This window comes from Ktedonosporobacter rubrisoli, assembly GCF_004208415.1.
Taxonomy (GTDB): Bacteria; Chloroflexota; Ktedonobacteria; order Ktedonobacterales; family Ktedonobacteraceae; genus Ktedonosporobacter; species Ktedonosporobacter rubrisoli.
In genome coordinates this window covers 1086336-1101319 of the sequence record NZ_CP035758.1, presented here as the reverse complement: position 1 = coordinate 1101319, position 14984 = coordinate 1086336, and the positions used below count along the sequence as shown (strand labels likewise).

Annotated in this window: 16 protein-coding genes; 9 read left to right on the top strand and 7 right to left on the bottom strand. The window is 52.3% G+C overall.

The features are described from left to right. Positions 1–179: 179 nt before the first annotated feature. Positions 180–1160, top strand: a complete 981-nt coding sequence (locus EPA93_RS05060; RefSeq protein WP_207229450.1) for an NADP-dependent oxidoreductase — start codon at positions 180–182, stop codon at positions 1158–1160. A gap of 112 nt (positions 1161–1272) precedes the next feature. Here EPA93_RS05060 and EPA93_RS05055 read toward each other — a convergent pair whose 3' ends face one another. Both EPA93_RS05055 and EPA93_RS05050 read right to left on the bottom strand, forming a co-directional pair. Continuing rightward, on the bottom strand, positions 1273–1968 hold the full coding sequence (locus EPA93_RS05055; RefSeq protein WP_129886003.1) for a response regulator: 696 nt from the start codon (positions 1966–1968) through the stop codon (positions 1273–1275). Continuing rightward, entirely contained in the window at positions 1965–3248 is a 1284-nt protein-coding gene (locus EPA93_RS05050) for a sensor histidine kinase (RefSeq protein ID WP_129886002.1), read from the bottom strand. The genes EPA93_RS05055 and EPA93_RS05050 overlap by 4 nt, the downstream gene beginning before the upstream one ends. A 278-nt stretch (positions 3249–3526) precedes the next feature. Between EPA93_RS05050 and EPA93_RS05045 the strand changes: the two genes are divergently transcribed. Both EPA93_RS05045 and EPA93_RS05040 read left to right on the top strand, forming a co-directional pair. Further along, positions 3527–4213 carry a VC0807 family protein gene (locus tag EPA93_RS05045; protein ID WP_129886001.1) on the top strand — a complete coding sequence of 229 codons (687 nt, stop codon included), beginning with the start codon at positions 3527–3529 and terminating at the stop codon, positions 4211–4213. Between the two features lie 65 nt (positions 4214–4278). Then, positions 4279–5700: a carotenoid oxygenase family protein gene (locus tag EPA93_RS05040; protein ID WP_129886000.1), complete on the top strand. Its 1422-nt coding sequence runs from the start codon at positions 4279–4281 to the stop codon at positions 5698–5700. 72 nt (positions 5701–5772) lie between these two features. On the opposite strand, the gene EPA93_RS05035 is transcribed toward EPA93_RS05040, so the two are convergent. Together EPA93_RS05035 and EPA93_RS05030 are read right to left on the bottom strand one after the other, a co-directional pair. Then, positions 5773–6213 (bottom strand): MarR family winged helix-turn-helix transcriptional regulator, encoded by a 441-nt coding sequence (locus tag EPA93_RS05035; protein ID WP_129885999.1) that lies wholly within the window; start codon positions 6211–6213, stop codon positions 5773–5775. Positions 6214–6477: 264 nt separating this feature from the next. After that, complete coding sequence (locus tag EPA93_RS05030; RefSeq protein WP_129885998.1) at positions 6478–7545, bottom strand: RNA polymerase subunit sigma-70; 1068 nt, start codon at positions 7543–7545, stop codon at positions 6478–6480. Positions 7546–7915: 370 nt separating this feature from the next. Here EPA93_RS05030 and EPA93_RS05025 point away from each other — a divergent pair, with 370 nt between their 5' ends. From EPA93_RS05025 to EPA93_RS50825, 3 genes are all read left to right on the top strand, one after another. Next, positions 7916–8227: a hypothetical protein gene (locus EPA93_RS05025; protein ID WP_129885997.1), complete on the top strand. Its 312-nt coding sequence runs from the start codon at positions 7916–7918 to the stop codon at positions 8225–8227. A 75-nt stretch (positions 8228–8302) separates the two neighbouring features. Next, complete coding sequence (locus EPA93_RS05020) at positions 8303–8491, top strand: hypothetical protein (protein WP_129885996.1); 189 nt, start codon at positions 8303–8305, stop codon at positions 8489–8491. Next, positions 8479–8739, top strand: a complete 261-nt coding sequence (locus tag EPA93_RS50825; protein ID WP_422877876.1) for a DUF6632 domain-containing protein — start codon at positions 8479–8481, stop codon at positions 8737–8739. Before EPA93_RS05020 ends, EPA93_RS50825 begins: the two co-directional genes overlap by 13 nt. 204 nt (positions 8740–8943) lie before the next feature. Here EPA93_RS50825 and EPA93_RS05015 read toward each other — a convergent pair whose 3' ends face one another. Further along, the gene (locus EPA93_RS05015; RefSeq protein WP_129885995.1) at positions 8944–9804 is read right to left on the bottom strand and encodes an MBL fold metallo-hydrolase; all 861 of its coding nucleotides are present in this window, start codon (positions 9802–9804) and stop codon (positions 8944–8946) included. 822 nt (positions 9805–10626) lie between these two features. Between EPA93_RS05015 and EPA93_RS05010 the strand changes: the two genes are divergently transcribed. Next, on the top strand, positions 10627–11406 hold the full coding sequence (locus EPA93_RS05010) for a nucleotidyltransferase domain-containing protein (RefSeq protein ID WP_129885994.1): 780 nt from the start codon (positions 10627–10629) through the stop codon (positions 11404–11406). 93 nt (positions 11407–11499) lie between these two features. On the opposite strand, the gene EPA93_RS05005 is transcribed toward EPA93_RS05010, so the two are convergent. Beyond that, positions 11500–11826: a hypothetical protein gene (locus tag EPA93_RS05005; RefSeq protein ID WP_129885993.1), complete on the bottom strand. Its 327-nt coding sequence runs from the start codon at positions 11824–11826 to the stop codon at positions 11500–11502. 265 nt (positions 11827–12091) lie between these two features. On the opposite strand from EPA93_RS05005, the gene EPA93_RS50245 reads away from it, so the two are divergent. Together EPA93_RS50245 and EPA93_RS04995 are read left to right on the top strand one after the other, a co-directional pair. Further along, positions 12092–12796 (top strand): TetR/AcrR family transcriptional regulator, encoded by a 705-nt coding sequence (locus EPA93_RS50245; RefSeq protein WP_129885992.1) that lies wholly within the window; start codon positions 12092–12094, stop codon positions 12794–12796. A gap of 5 nt (positions 12797–12801) precedes the next feature. Further along, entirely contained in the window at positions 12802–14010 is a 1209-nt protein-coding gene (locus EPA93_RS04995; RefSeq protein ID WP_129885991.1) for a cytochrome P450 family protein, read from the top strand. On the opposite strand, the gene EPA93_RS04990 is transcribed toward EPA93_RS04995, so the two are convergent. Beyond that, complete coding sequence (locus EPA93_RS04990; RefSeq protein ID WP_129885990.1) at positions 14007–14975, bottom strand: DMT family transporter; 969 nt, start codon at positions 14973–14975, stop codon at positions 14007–14009. The genes EPA93_RS04995 and EPA93_RS04990 overlap by 4 nt on opposite strands. Between the last annotated feature and the right edge of the window lie 9 nt (positions 14976–14984).

Genomic DNA, 14984 nt, shown 5'->3' with positions numbered 1-14984 from the left:
ACGTCTCGCAATCATATTGAATATATATTGGACATATCGCCAGTATAGACCGTATAGTCAAGACGTGAAAGGTGACGAGCCACCTTCTCAGTAGACAGAGGTTTGCAGGCTGATCGGGCAGTATTGCATATTGCCTGCAGAGCTGTGAGAAGTCTAACCTGTTAGTGAAAGGCAAGATTATGCAGATTCGTCAAACGCCTCTTAGCATGAAAGCAATTCAGATACATACTTCAGGGAGTCCTGACGTCCTGGTATACGAAGAAGTGCCGCGCCCTATAGTAGGATCAGAAGAGGTCCTGCTTCGTATTCATGCGGCCGGGGTCAACGCTGCTGATTGGAAGCTGCGCTCCGGCCAGAGGCTCAATTACAACTTTCCCTTGCCCCTGATTCCCGGCTGGGATGTCTCGGGTATCGTGGAAGCTGTTGGCGCGGGCGTTAGCCAGTGGCGCGCGGGTGATGCAGTTTATGGGCTGGCCAGGTTTCCCTCTCCCACGGGAGGAGCCTATGCAGAATACAGCGCAGTGCCAGAAATGCACCTGGCGCCCAAACCTACGATCCTGAGCCATGTCCAGGCGGCTGGCGTACCCATGGCCGCTCTGACGGCCTGGCAAGCCCTCTATGAGTATGCCCGTATAGAGGCAGGGCAAACGGTTCTTATCAATGGAGCAGCGGGCGGCGTTGGCCACTTTGCCGTCCAGCTGGCAAAAATCAGCGGAGCCCACGTCATCGCCGTAGCCTCGGGAAGGCACACGGCCTTTCTGCGCGAGCTGGGAGCAGAGCAGTGTATCGACTATACAACCACTCCAGTGGAGCAAGTGGTCCATGATGTCGATGTGGTCCTGGATATTGTGGGCGGGAGCAATGGCGATTCCTTGCTTGCCACACTCAAGCGCGGAGGAACGCTGATTCCAATTACTCCAAATCAGTTCTCGGCTGAACTGCTTGCCGCCAGCGAAGTGAAGATCGTAAGAAATACACCAACTGTCGCCCAGGTACGTTCTCACGGAACACAACTGGCTGAAATTGGTCGATTGCTTGATAGTAGACAGGTTCAGGTAGTTATTGAGAGCGTTGTTCCGCTCGCCGAAGCATACAGGGCGCACGCGCGCGGTGAAAGTGGCCATGTGCGCGGCAAGATCGTGCTACGCGTTCAGGAATAGACCATACTGGCGCGCCCTTCTCTATCCATTCTCAGAGCGCTATGCTAGCCTGAAGGCCGGGCTTACTTTGCGCCAGCGCTTCCTAAAAAGCAAGCGGCGAAGGATGCGAGGTTTACATTAAGCCGAGCTCCCTGGCTTTCAAGGCGGCCTGCGTGCGATCGCGTACGCCAAGCTTTCCCAGAATATTGCTGAGGTGATTCTTGACAGTGCCACCTGTAATGTAGAGCTTCTCGCTGATCTCGCGGTTGGAAGCGCCGCGCGCCAGCAGCGCCAGGATCTCCCGTTCGCGCTCGGTCAACTGTGAAGATGCTTCAATATCCACCAACGGGGGAGAAATGGAGGCCCTTGCCTCTGTCCCCTCCACGATTGGCGCGAACGGGCTAAGAATCTTGCTGGCGATCTCTGGATGGAGAAGAAACTGACCCTGTGCCGTGGCGCGAATGGTCGTTGCAAGCTGCTCGGCGGTGATATCTTTGAGCACGTAGCCGAGCGCGCCCGCCTGCAAACCGGCGTGAATAAGCTCGCGATCATCAAAAGTGGTAAGGATGGCGATGCGGCTTGTGGGCCAGCGCTCTTTAAAGGCTCTGGTTGCCGCGATGCCATCCATATGCGGCATGCGCACATCCATAAGCACCACATCAGGCGCCTTCTGCTCGGCATAAAGCCGGCTGGCCACCGTCAGCGCCTCCTCGCCATCGCTAGCCATCCCCACAACCTCGAAATCAGCTTCCATCTCGATAAGCTTGCGAAAGCCTTCCCGCAAAAGGCGCTGATCGTCAACTATCAAGATCCTGATGCGTTCTGTCATAGCTCTGCTCTCTCTCCCATTTCACCCGCGTAAAGGGCAGATGCTTTGGCCTGTGGCTCACGTGGAAGCACTATCTCGACGCGCCAGCCGTGCTCTGCTTCGGGTCCTGCCTTGAACTCACCTCCCAGGAGGGCGACACGTTCCCGCATGCCGCGCAAGCCGAAGCCCGCTTTTTGGCTCTCAGCTGCTGCCGCTGAGCCCTGACCATTATCAAGCACCGTCAGCTCTGCTTGCTGCTCATTTGTACTCAGGCGCAGCAGCACCTTCGTGGCCTGGGCATGCTTACGAATATTCGTAAGCGCCTCCTGCATGCAGCGGTACAAGGTCTGACGCTGCTCCTGGCTCAGAGAATGATTCACCTCTTCAAGGTCAAGCGTCACTACAGTTTGTGGGCTGCGCATTGTATAGCTGGCGACCAACTGTCGTAGCGCCTCCTCAAACGAAGCCTCAGTAGTGGCATCCGGGCGCAGCGCCTCGACCGAATGACGTACATCAGCCAGGCACTCCTTCGTCACACGCCGCGCCTCTACTAGCTCCTCGTGCAAGCCGGGGTCGCCACGTATCTCTAACTGGGTGGCTGTCTCAAGCTGCACGGCAAGCAGGGTGAGCGAATGGCCAAGCGTATCATGGATCTCGCGCGCGATCCGATTGCGCTCGCGCATTGCCGAGATATCTTCGGCCCTGATGGTATATTCCAGAAGCTGCTTATGCGCTGCCTCTAGCTTGCTATTAGAGCCTTCCAACTCGTTGATGAGCCCTTGCATGCGTGTATGGGCCTGGGCTAGCTGGCGGACCGTTGCGGCGAAGCCAAAGGTGAAGACGAAGGTGAGCAAAAGTAGCACCTGGCTGCTTATGTCCTCGTTGTGGGTGATGAACGTAAACGTAAGGCTTGAGCTAAGCCAGAGGATAGCAACCGCACCGAGACCCAGTGCTCTTGGCTTGAGGGCAGCCATCAGGGACGCGGTGAGAACTGGTAGTATCCAGAGCCACGCGACGCTTTCGCCAAGGAAGGCCAGCAATGGAGCGGCCACGGCCAGGCAGAAGAGCACAAGTAGCCGAGGGAAGCCGCGCTTCCCTTTTGACAGCCTTTCCAGATGAAAGATAATTAGCCAGACTCCATACATCAGCGTGAGGAGAAGAGGACCGGCTAGCGTTCTATGGGCTGTCCCGAAGAGATTGAAGAGATAGCCTGCGCAAGCAATGAGGTAGAGCGCAATATGCAAAAAACCGGTTGGTGGGTGTTTTGTTTGCGCTTTTGCCCGCTCTTGTTTAAAATCCATTATTTGTTCTCTTCTGTTTGTCAGCTACGCCCATGTTTGCCACATTATTATACCTTCTATGCCCATCTGCTTACCAGTGACTGGAGTCATGATTATGGAAGAGCTTACCATGACTCTGGTCATCCCGCAGACGCGCCAAAGATGTTCTGTGTTTCGTTACCGGCGGCACATGTGGGATTCGGCTTGCCTCGACTATTCTTGGAGAAACAGTTAAAAAGGTGTGCGCCGAGAGAAGTATCTTCCCGCCGCAAAAATAAAATCATAAAGGATAGCATAAAGTGAATACAACCTTAGGCTCAACATTAACAGGGGGAACGTTTTTGCGCGAGTTGCTCCCAAGCTTGCTCTTTAGCGTTGCTCTGCCCCTCATCGTCTACTTTCTGCTGGTGAACTATATACATACTTCTGAGCTGGTCGCGCTCAGCCTGGCCTCTCTTCCTCCTTTGCTGGAGAGTGTTGTTGGTCTTGTGCGCCATCACAGGCTAGATGTCCTCTCTGTCTTTGCCCTGCTGGGGACTGGAACCAGCATGCTCGGCTTGCTGCTGGGCGGCAATGAAGTTGTCATCCTGATGCGCGGCTCATTCTTTACAGGAGCTGTGGGTCTTGCCTGCTTTGTCTCGCTGCTGCTGCCGCGACCACTTATGTTCTACTTCGCCAGGCATTTTGTGGCGGGCAATGATCCGGTAAAGCTCGCTCGCTTCAATGCTGGCTGGCAACATCCCTATGCCCGCACTGTGCATCGTCTTATCACGATTGTCTGGGGTTTGGCGTATGTGAGCGAGTTTCTAACGCGCTTCTTGCTTGTGCTCACCTTGCCACATGTCCTGGTCCTGGCCATTGCGCCAATTATTCTGGGCGGTATAAGCATCCTGGCTTTGCTCTGGACGGTGGCCTATGCCCGCCACGCTGGCCGCAAGAACAATATCAATGTTCAGTCGGAACCATCTGAAGCGCAGATGGTTTAAGTATTCTAGATGGTCCGCTCGCTGGCGATCTCAACTTGCGGGCGAGCGATAAAGGAGATTGTCGCATGTCAAACATTCAAAGTCCTCAATACGCTTCACTTGATGAGGAGATCGTCCTCGACCAGCTACCTATCACAGGGAACATTCCCACCTGGCTCTCGGGCTCGTTGCTGCGCAATGGACCTGCCAAATTTGAGGTTGGGGCTGACTCATTTAATCACTTGTTTGAAGGCTTCGCCATGCTGCATCGTTTCTCGTTCCATGATGGACGCGTCTCGTATGCCAATAAATTTCTGCAGAGCACGCAGTATACAACTTCGCTACAAGAAGGCAAAATAACCTTTGCCGGCTTTGCCGCCGATCCCTGTAAGCGCGTCTTCAAAGGCGCCTTTACCGAGATGATTCCTAATGCTAACGTCAGCATTAACAAGCTCGCCGAAGATTTTGTGGCCATGACTGAGATACCTTTGCCTGTCAAGTTTGATCCTCGTACGCTCGATACGCTTGGCGTCGTGCATTACGATGATCAGATCACAGGCCAGCATGACTCGGCTCATCCGCACTTTGATTTTGCGCGTCGCATGAGTATTAGCTACATTACTGAATATGGGCTTGAGAGCCGGTTCAAGGTTTACAGTATTCGCGCTGGGGAGCATTCCCGCCGTCTCATCGGTTCCTATCCCGTGGCAGAGCCGGCCTATATCCATAGCTTTGGCCTCTCGGAAAACTATGTTATCATCGCCGAGTATCCCTATAGAGTCAACCCGCGCCAGCTTGATGGCTCACGACCCTTTATCGAGAATTTTACCTGGCGTCCCCAGGAAGGCGCCTTTTTTGTGATTATGGACAAACAGGATGGCCGAGTTGTGGGCAGATATCCCACTGAGGCCTTTTTCACTTTCCACCATGCCAATGCCTTTGAGCAGGATGGCAGCTTGCTTGTGGATTTGGTGGCGTATCCCTCACCCACACCTATGTCGCGGGATCTCTACCTTGAGCAGCTCCGGACAAATCGGCGAGATAGCTCGCTGGATGATGCGGAATTGCGGCGCTATCGCATTCCGTTGGATGGGGTAAGGCCTGTCACGTATGAAGTTCTCTCTAACTACACGCTTGAGATGCCAACCATCAATTACAAGCGCTGCAATACGCATGACTATGGCGCTGTCTACGGCATAGGAGGGAGCCGGGAGCCGGGCGAAATTGCTGGCACTCTGCTCTTGCGCGTGGATGTGCGCGAACGCATGACCACAGCCTGGGGCCAGGATGGCTGCTATCCAGGTGAGCCGGTGTTCGTCGAAGCTCCTGATGCCGCCGACGAGGACGATGGTGTCATTCTGTCAGTAGTTCTTGATATGCACAAGGGGCGCTCATTCTTGCTTATCCTTGATGCGCGCACTTTCCAGGAAATTGGACGCGCTGAGGTTCCACACCACATTCCAGAGGGCTTCCACGGTCAATTTTTCCATGATGTGCAGGTACCATAAGAGCCGGCTTGACATAAGTTAGGATATTGGCAAAGAAGATCAGGCAACGTAGAATGCTGCCGAACTGTTAAATTAGTTGATGGCTGCCCGTACTGCCGCAAGCTCGTTGAGTAGCGCCTCAAAACGCGCGGAGCCCAGGGTCTCCTCAATGCGAGCTTGCGCGGCTTGCCAGAGCGGCCAGGCGCGCTCAAGCGCCTCTTTCCCTGCCTCTGTGAGCAGGACCAGGCGCTCGCGTCGATCTTCCGGGCCTTCCTCGACGCGGACCAGCTGTTCTCTGGCAAGCAAGCTAAGGTTGCGGGTGAGCGTTGTGCGATCCATACCCAGGTGCTCTGCCAGGCGTTGAATGGTAATCGGGGCGATTGTTGCCAGCATTGTCAAGAGGCCAAACTGAGGAGAGGAAAGCCCGCTGGGAGCTAGCATTGTATCGTAGAATTGTGTGACAAGGCGATCAGTGCGCCGGATCGTCGAGGCGGCACAGCGCAGCGCCGCATGCGGATCAATCAACTCGCTCATGGCTTTCCTCGTTAACTGAATAGATGTAATTACACTGTATTGTATGTGCCATACATTTGCTCGTCAAGCCAGTCTATCACGCCAACCGGAACTCAAGCGTTTCGCGTCTTTGGCCCTTGTTTTTAAAGGGATCGAAATCTTGAACGCCACAGAAAAAGTTTCCCGAGATGCTAAAAGATTGTGTTTAGTTCTAATGGCGTGGATTGTAGCCGGTTTTAGCGATAGCTTGCCTTGCGAGGTGAGGCGCAAGCAAGAAGTCCCCGTTTATTGATATAGCTGAGGTGGGAGATCAAAGGCGGTCACCAGCTCCGGGCCGTGGAAGATCGTCACCTCAGCAATCTGCGCACCAGCGAGCGTGATAAGCTGCAGGCCGAAAGCGCTATAAACATCTTGCCCTTCATCAAGGACATATAAGGCAAAGGCCGGTTGAGCATTGGCGCGCGTTGGAAGCAAACGCCAGCGCTTCGATACCGTAGATCCAAAGGGTTGCGCAAGGAAAATGGTCCGAATCGCTTCTCTCCCTCGATACCACGAAGGCACGGGAGGCATAGAGAGCGTGGCATCTTCTTTCAGAAGCTCTATAAGTCCGGCCACATCGTCTGTTTCCCACGCCTGCATATAGCGCGCGAGTAGTGCGTTCGTCGCCGCGTCTGTCCGCTGCATCTGCATCTTCTCTTGCTCAGCCGTGTGATAGTGCTGCGTAATCGTGACGCGGGCGCGGTGTAATGCACTATTGACTGCCGACACCGAGATTGCCAGCAGGTGGGCGATCTCCGCAGCCCGAAAGGAGAGCACATCGCTGAGAAGCAAGATTGCGCGTTGGCGAGGTGGCAGCAATTGGAGGGCGGCGAGGAAAGCCAGTGAAACGCTCTCGGATCTCGTATAGCGGGCTTCTGGGTTCTCCGTAGCCTCGGCTAGCCAGCTATCAGGCAAAGGCTCAAGCCAGAGCGTTTCCTCCAGTCGTTCGGCTATGGGGTTGCGTGGATCTGCTACGGCTGAGAGCACCGTAGGTAGCGTGCGCGACGAGCGTTTCTTGAGCGCGTCAAGGCAAACATTTGTCGCAATTGTATAGAGCCAGGTGCGTAGCGATCCCTGGCCCTTAAACGTATCGAAGTGGCGCCAGGCGCGTAGCATGCATTCCTGCACTGTATCCTCAGCGTCATAGAGTGAACCCAGGAGACGATAGCAGTGCAAGAGCAGCTCGCCCCGGTATGGCTCAAATAGGGAACTTGTATCCCCTGTCCCATACATTTTACGGTTCGCCTGAGCTCCCTTATCTATGTGCCCGGCTGTATTGCCTTTATTCTCAAGCTTTTTTTGTTCAGTGAGCATAATGTTTCCCCACTTCCTGCCAATCCGGCTTATTATCAAGATAATCATCAACCATGTCAAGCTCCACTTACTCCGATCCCTACTTATTAGACTGCACCTGAGCCCAAAACTTTGCGCTCTTACGGGAGAGATTTTCTACTTATTCCTTGAGAGGGAAGGAGGAGCCGGTGCAGGCCTGGCGCCCACGAAGGAATAGAGCCAGTTCTCGCGGATAGAGTAGGGCGACCGCATAGTTTTTGGCTTCACGATAGTCTAATAAGTGTCTCTCACAGCAAGGGAGACACAACTATCTCTCTGCGTTTCGCGAGGAAGCTAAGCATGTTGTCAATGACTTTCTCGCTCATCAGTCATTGAAAGGAATTGTTGCATAATGAATATCACCAAAGTCCAATATACCGTACGAGCCGAGTACGCTGCTCAGAACAAAGCGAATATTGACCGCGTAGTGAGTGAGCTGCGTGCCCTACAGCGAACTGATCTCCAGTATAGCGTCTTTGTGCAGGATGACGGAAAAACTTTTATCCATCTACCGCGCTTTGCTAGCAAGGAGGCAGAAGAAGTTTTTAGCTCGCTGGAATCCTTCAAAACGTTTGTCTCTGAGCTCCAGGCCAGCCAGCCAGAAGTGCCGCCGCAGGCAGTCCATCTTTCTATAGTCGCTTCAACCAACGACATGTTGTCATAAAGACAGTTTTCATTTGGAAGCAAGCAATCCCAATCTTGAAGTTTTCATGAGTAAACAGAAGAGGAGATATCTACAATGAACGAAGAAACGAAGATGAAATGGCTTAAAGCATTCTTGCGCGTGTATGGCATTTTGACCCTTCTTATCTTTGGCACCCTCTTAGGAGGTTATATCATCCAGACCCCCACGATGAACCCGGGGGAGCACTCCACTGGCTTATCTGGGACGATGTTACTGGTCATGTGGGACCTATGCTGTTCGTGATCTATCTAGTATGGGGAATCTTCTTCTTCCCAGCTGCCAACAACCCTATCAAGTACCGATCTTTTCTTGATTTTACCATGTGCGCTGATCTGGTTCACGGCTTGCTCATGGTGCCAATGGCTCTGATGGATGGATCGTACTCCAGCAAGTTCCTCACTGACATTCCATTCCTCCTGATTCTCGCAATCGGTATCGCATTCCTGCGACCGCGAGTATCTGAGGCGCAAAGGGTAGCCTTCGACGCTTAAAGCGAGGCTCATGGATGTGGAAATCAATGTGGTCGTTTGGACAATCTAAACGACCACATGCATTTTAAAATGGCTCGGTTCCACGATTGCAGCCCAGCTGGCTCAACTTATCATGTTCACACAGAAAGCGAAAATTGGGAACGAAAAGATCCGCATGGATACGACCCTGACGCGCGCAAGGGTAGGCAAGCAACGGTGGACACTTTAGCGGTGACGAGCAGGCACCTCAAATGTATAGAGCTCGCCTGGTTGAAGGTATCTGACGCGTTGCTCAAGTTTTGCCTGCCTGGCGGCCTGCTGAAAATCCTCAAGTGGCGATTTGAAGATAGAATAGTCGTCGTAGTGGATAGGAATAACCTCACGGGGATTGATTACGCGAACTGCCTTGATGCCTTGCTTGCTATCCATAGTGAGCAGGATGCCAAGGACCTTTGTTCCGCCAAGGTGGAGCAAGGCTAGATCTATCTCGGGATAGCGTTTAGGGATCTCTTTAAGCTCTTTATACATGATGGTATCGCCCGAGATGTAGAGCCGGAGGCCCTGTTTGCCTGCAGTTGTCTCGAACTCCAGTAGCGTGCCCATGACGGGCGGAAGCAGCTTAGCAAGTAAGCCAGGCCCATGTTTTGCCGGTAGCGAGGTAATGTGTAAATGAGACTCGCCCTTGACAATTGTCAGCATTTGCCAGGTTGACAATGGGTAGGTTTTCCGAAAGCCCATCTTGCGTAGTGCCGTCGCGGCCTGTTGAGTGGTCACGATAGGAATTCCCCTCGGCAACTTCCTGGCCACCAGGCGATCAAAATGATCTTCATGCATGTGTGAGAGCAGCACCAGGTCAAGATGCGGCAGGGTTTCGAGCTCGATGGCTGGATTGGTGAGGCGTGTGGAGCGCAGGCCACGGCTCAGGTGGATTTGCTCGCCCTGATGCAAGAAATTTGGATCGGTGAGAATCGTGAAGCCAGCATACTGGAGCAGTACGGTTGCGGTACCAATGAAGCGAATTGAAGCATGCTCAATTTCTACGTCCTGGATATTTTCGGGCAGGACAACTGTATGGATATAGTTCATAATGTGCCCCTGTTCTGACTTGCATCTGCCTTATTTTTATGAGCCTCAAAACTCACACGGGCAAGGCTCCCGAAACGTTACATATACCCTTCTAGCTCAGCTGTGCGGATTAAGGGCGCCGTTAAATCCTGTCTTTTCGAACGCGCTTGGGTAGTGGGCGATGTTCTCCTCTGTGAGCCAGGCGGGGAGAACCTGCAGGTCTGCCATGCGCTTGGCTTGAACGTAACGATGGCTAATTTGAGTCATCTTTTCCCTTTTTTCTGCCTGATTCAGTGTGAAATAGCTTCAAATCGCTTGAAAAACAGCATAGATCAGTGCTGCAGGAAATAACAATCTTGAGATATAGATGAAGTGTTCTTATGAGAAACCTGGGCTCGTGATGAAAAATGTGCTTTATTATTCTCATGGGGAGTATACCAGATAGAAAGCGCTTTTCCCAGGATGCTTGCTGTCGATGCCCATATTTAAGATTCAACGCTATTCCATGCGGAATTATTTAGTAGTTCGCTCAAATAGAAATTTTGCTGGCTTGCTATAGCAGAAATAGATGGGCAAGAGCTGAAAGCTGAGATTGCGGACCGGGCCAGAGAGAAAATCTTTCCCGATCGCGGCAAGCGAGCAATACAGTAAGATTGAAATATAGCGAGAAAACTTGTCTACTTCGGGCAATTCCAGTATACTTGTTTCTGGCTCTCAATCATTTGGTATTGTCTCTGATAACTTGCGCGATAAAGAAAGTAAGGCATACACATGGGCGAAGGCTGGATTTTCAATCTGTGTTGTGTGAGAAGAGAGTAGAAAAAGGAAAGATGGGAGCGATTGATGCCTAAGTCACTGCAAGAATTATATGCTACCACCCTGCAAGTCTTTACACAGCGCCCGGAGGTACAAAAGATCTATCTGTTCGGTTCCATGGAACAACACAAGCACGATGCCTATTCTGATCTTGATCTGCATGTCGTCTCAAGCGATTTTGATATGACCATGCGCGATTTAGCCTCAATTATGAACACGATTGGAGAGCCCTTCGTCTGGTACCCATTTCATCCCCAACCGGGCAATACTGGCTATGCCATCCTCTTCAGGGATTATCCGCTCTTCAATCGTCTCGATATCACCATCCTTGATCCGGTTACTCCACCTGTTATGCCTCTGGGTACCTGCATCTACAGCAATCCGCAGGAATGTCCTCGCTGCCCCTCAACCTATCAAGCTCCACAGATGGCTGAGAAAGTGCGCCAGCTCTATGGGTACGGGATTGGAGCCGTGCGCTATACAAAATATCGCAAGCGTGGTAAGCCATTTAGCGCTTACAAGTTCTATCGCGCGCAGTGCGACTATTATTTTCTCAGGCGCTACGATCAGGAGGTGGGAGAAAGCGAGGTGCGGCCAGATATTTTTATGCTCCTGGATCGGCTTCCGGATAGCAGCTTGCTCCAAAAATATCTTTATCCTGGCACTGAGCAGCGCATGAACGAGCTCTATCTTGAACTTCTGGGGGTTATGTTGCGTGATGAATGCTCAATGCTCTCGGCTGAGCAGAGCGAAGCGCTAACGGAAATCATTGCTTTTGTGCGCAACGAGCTCACGCCCTCCGGCTAGCTATCATTGCAGCTTTAGATGAAACAGTTTATATGACTTGTTTTCTTCTGCTAACTAAAAACTGAGCTGTAGAGTTAAGAGCCTTTTGTGAGATTAGTCGCTCCAATGAATAGAATTATCTTTCTGCTGATCGTTCCCTCGCTTACTCATATCTGGTGGGGAGATATCGGGTAGACCAAAAATTGCATAGAGAAGCATACCGAGCATAGATAAGAAGAGAATGAGGAAAAACCATTGCCATTGCCCTTGTTGAGCTGTCGTGATAAGGGCACCAAGCCAGCCAATGGAGCAAAGTGCGATACCCAAAGGAATGAGAATTCCCTTGACGTCTGCCAGTATAGGGCTAAATATAGGGCTAAACGAGAAAAAGAGAATCCCGACGCTACTAAAGTAGAGGATACAGCTTATTCTTCTAACCATAGGAAGCTCCTATAATTTCTTCTAGCCTGCCAAAAAATTTTATTGCCACTAAAAGTATACATGATCGGAAACATTTTTTCAGCACTCGAAATATTTATTTGAGTTAGATGCATGAGTAATACTGTTTAAGTGAGCCATTGCAAAAGTTCTCCCGATCCTCTTCTTAAGCGTGCAAAGAGTAGTCACTCCTGGAAGCTTCCTTGACAGTTTCGCTGCCTTTGTTTTATAATCTGACCAGTCAGTTTATAATTAAGAGGAGAAATAAATGTCGGAAGCGGAAAGCAAACGTGGGCGAAAAAGAGTTTATGATTTTCAGAGGACGCGCGAGAGTATCCTCGACGCTGCGGAAGCGCTGTTTGCCGAGCACGGCTTTGATGCCACGTCGGTTGAGAGCATCGCGGCGCAGGCGGGCTACGCGAAAAGTTTACTCTTTCAGTACTTTGGTGATAAGCTTGGCCTGTATGCCCAGGTGCTCAGGCGCGTTGATCAGGAAGTAGGCGAATTGCTGGCCCGCGTGCTCACCTACGAACTTACCGACGAAACTGTGCTCCGCGCCGCTCAATTCAAAGAGTTTCTCACTGTCATGGTCCAGACGTATTTTGATTATCTCCTCGAACATCCGCGCCTGGTACGTATATTGAGCTGGGAAATGACCAGGGGCTGGCAAACATTTGCTCAGGTAGGTTCGCAACTTGTGCCTCATGATACTTACCGGCTTGAACCACTTTTCCAGAAGGCGCGCGAAGCCGGGCTGCTGCGCTCTGATTTTGTTCCCATCATCCAGCTCACGCTCATGATGCCCTTATGCCAGGCCTATCTAGGCTATTTGCCCCTATATCAGCAACTCCTCCCGCAGGAGGAACTTGCTTCTGCAAGCGGGCTGGCACAAGCGCGAGACTACCTTGTTGATTTTATCGTCGCTGGCATGATGGGTCATATCCCAGAGACGCCAGCTGAGAAAGGAAATTAGCTATTATGAGCCAGATCGATGTGAGTGAGCTCTTTTCACAACAAACGCTCAACGATCCCCTTAGCTTCTATGGGCGCATACGCGAACAAGAGAAGCTTGTCTATACCAATCTGGGCGATGTGAGATTCTGGATCATCGCTACAAGTTATGCTGAGACTATTGAGCTGCTGAAAGATCCGCGCCTGGTCTGCGATAGACGCAACGCATCGGCTCAAGGTGTCGAGCAGCCGGCCTATGGCGGGCCGCTGGCCCTCTTTAGCCAGAATATGCTAGGCACCGATCCGCCCGATCATACGCGTTTGCGCACCCTGGTCTCTAAAGCCTTCACGCCACGTATGATCGAGCGCCTACGCCCGCGCATCCAACAAATTACTGATGAGCTATTAGATGCTGTGCAGGATCAGGGACACATGGACCTGATCGCGGACTTTGCCTATCCGTTGCCCATCACCGTCATCTCGGAAATGCTAGGGATTCCTTCCGCTGACCGCCAGCGCTTTCGCACCTGGACGCAAGATCTACTCGCCTTTCTCGCCGCACCAGAGAAGATGGCTGAGGGCATGGCCGCTGCTGAGACCTTTATTGCTTATATCAAAGCTTTGCTTGGCGATAAACGAGCTCATCCTGCTAACGACCTGACGAGCGATCTGGTAAGAGTAAAGGAGCAAGGCGACAGCTTGAGCGAACAAGAGCTCGTATCGATGATTTTTCTGCTTATTCTTGGTGGGCATGAAACGACTGTCAACTTACTTGGGAATGGTGTACTGACCCTGCTGCAGCACCCTGAGCAGCTGCGCTTGTTGCAGCACAATCCTGACGTGCTCAATCCAGCGGTTGAGGAATTGTTGCGTTACACCGCCCCGGTATCCTTTACCGGAACGCGTTGGGCGCGCGAAGATATTCCACTATATGGTCAGGTGATTCGTCAAGGGGACGTGGTAAGGCTCTCCTTGTGCGCAGCCGATACCGATCCGCAACAGTTTACTGATCCACAAACGCTCGACATTACGCGCAGCGTGAATCGGCACCTGGCCTTTAGCAAGGGCATTCATGTTTGCCTGGGCGCGCCGCTGGCCCGTCTAGAAGGGCAAATCGCCATCGGCACGCTGTTCCAGCGCTTCCCTCATCTGCACCTTGCCAATGAGCAGGAGCCATTGTCATGGAATCCTGTGCCTTACCTGCGTGGTCTGCAAAGGCTAGCTGTGGCGTTCTAATCTCTCCCGCCGCTCCTGGAAAATCGCGGGAAGCTCACATGACCTAAGCCTTTCTTGTTGCTGCGCGTGGGCCCTTCCGGCTGTCCCTCTGCCTGTTTGCTCTCGCGCATGCAAAGACCAATTCCTGCCAGGATGAAAGCGAAGCCCAGCCAGTGTTGCCAGGTTACGGGCTCGTGTAGCAGCAGAGCAGCCAGCGGAACTGCGCTCAGAGGGATAAAGGCCGTGAAGATGGCCGCAGTGCTCCCCGGCACGTGCCTGATGCCGTAAAACCAGAGGATGTAGGCAATCGGAGTTGACAGAGCATTATAGCCTATAATCAACCAGTCCTGCACACTGATCTGCGCCAGACTAAAATGCGTTCCCTCGATAAGCGCAAAAGGTAGAAAGAGAATGCAGCCAAAGATGGCCACCAGCGCTGACGTCAGGAGCGGCGAGATCCGTGAGGCCTTGCCTACAATCGTAAACATCGATTCCCCCAATACAGCTCCAAAGAGCAGCAGGTTGCCTAGCAGCGCGTTACTGCCCTGTCCAGAAGCCGCACCGTTTGTATTGATAACCACCAGGCCCAGAAAGGCAATCCCAATGGCGCCGGCCCTGGCTCTATTCAGCTTCTCGCCAAGAAAGAGCAGCGCGAGCAGGGCTACCACAATAGGTGTGGTGCTGGTAATGATTCCCCCTTCTGCTGCACTGGTCAGGCGCAGGCCGTAGAGCGAGAAAACACTGAAGATAAAGACGCCTCCCAGGGTTTGCAGAAAGAGCAATAGAAGATCCCTGCCGTTCAGCTTCTGCCTTTTGCGCTCATAGAGCAGGATGAGTGGCAGATAAAGCAGTGTTGCCATACCGAAGCGCAACTCAGAGTTGAGAAATACCGGAACGTGATTAGTAATGATCTTGCTCGTGACAATCGTACTGCCGGCCAGGACCATGGCCATAGCCATCGCTGCGTACATTTTCAATTTGTTCATAGCCTCTTT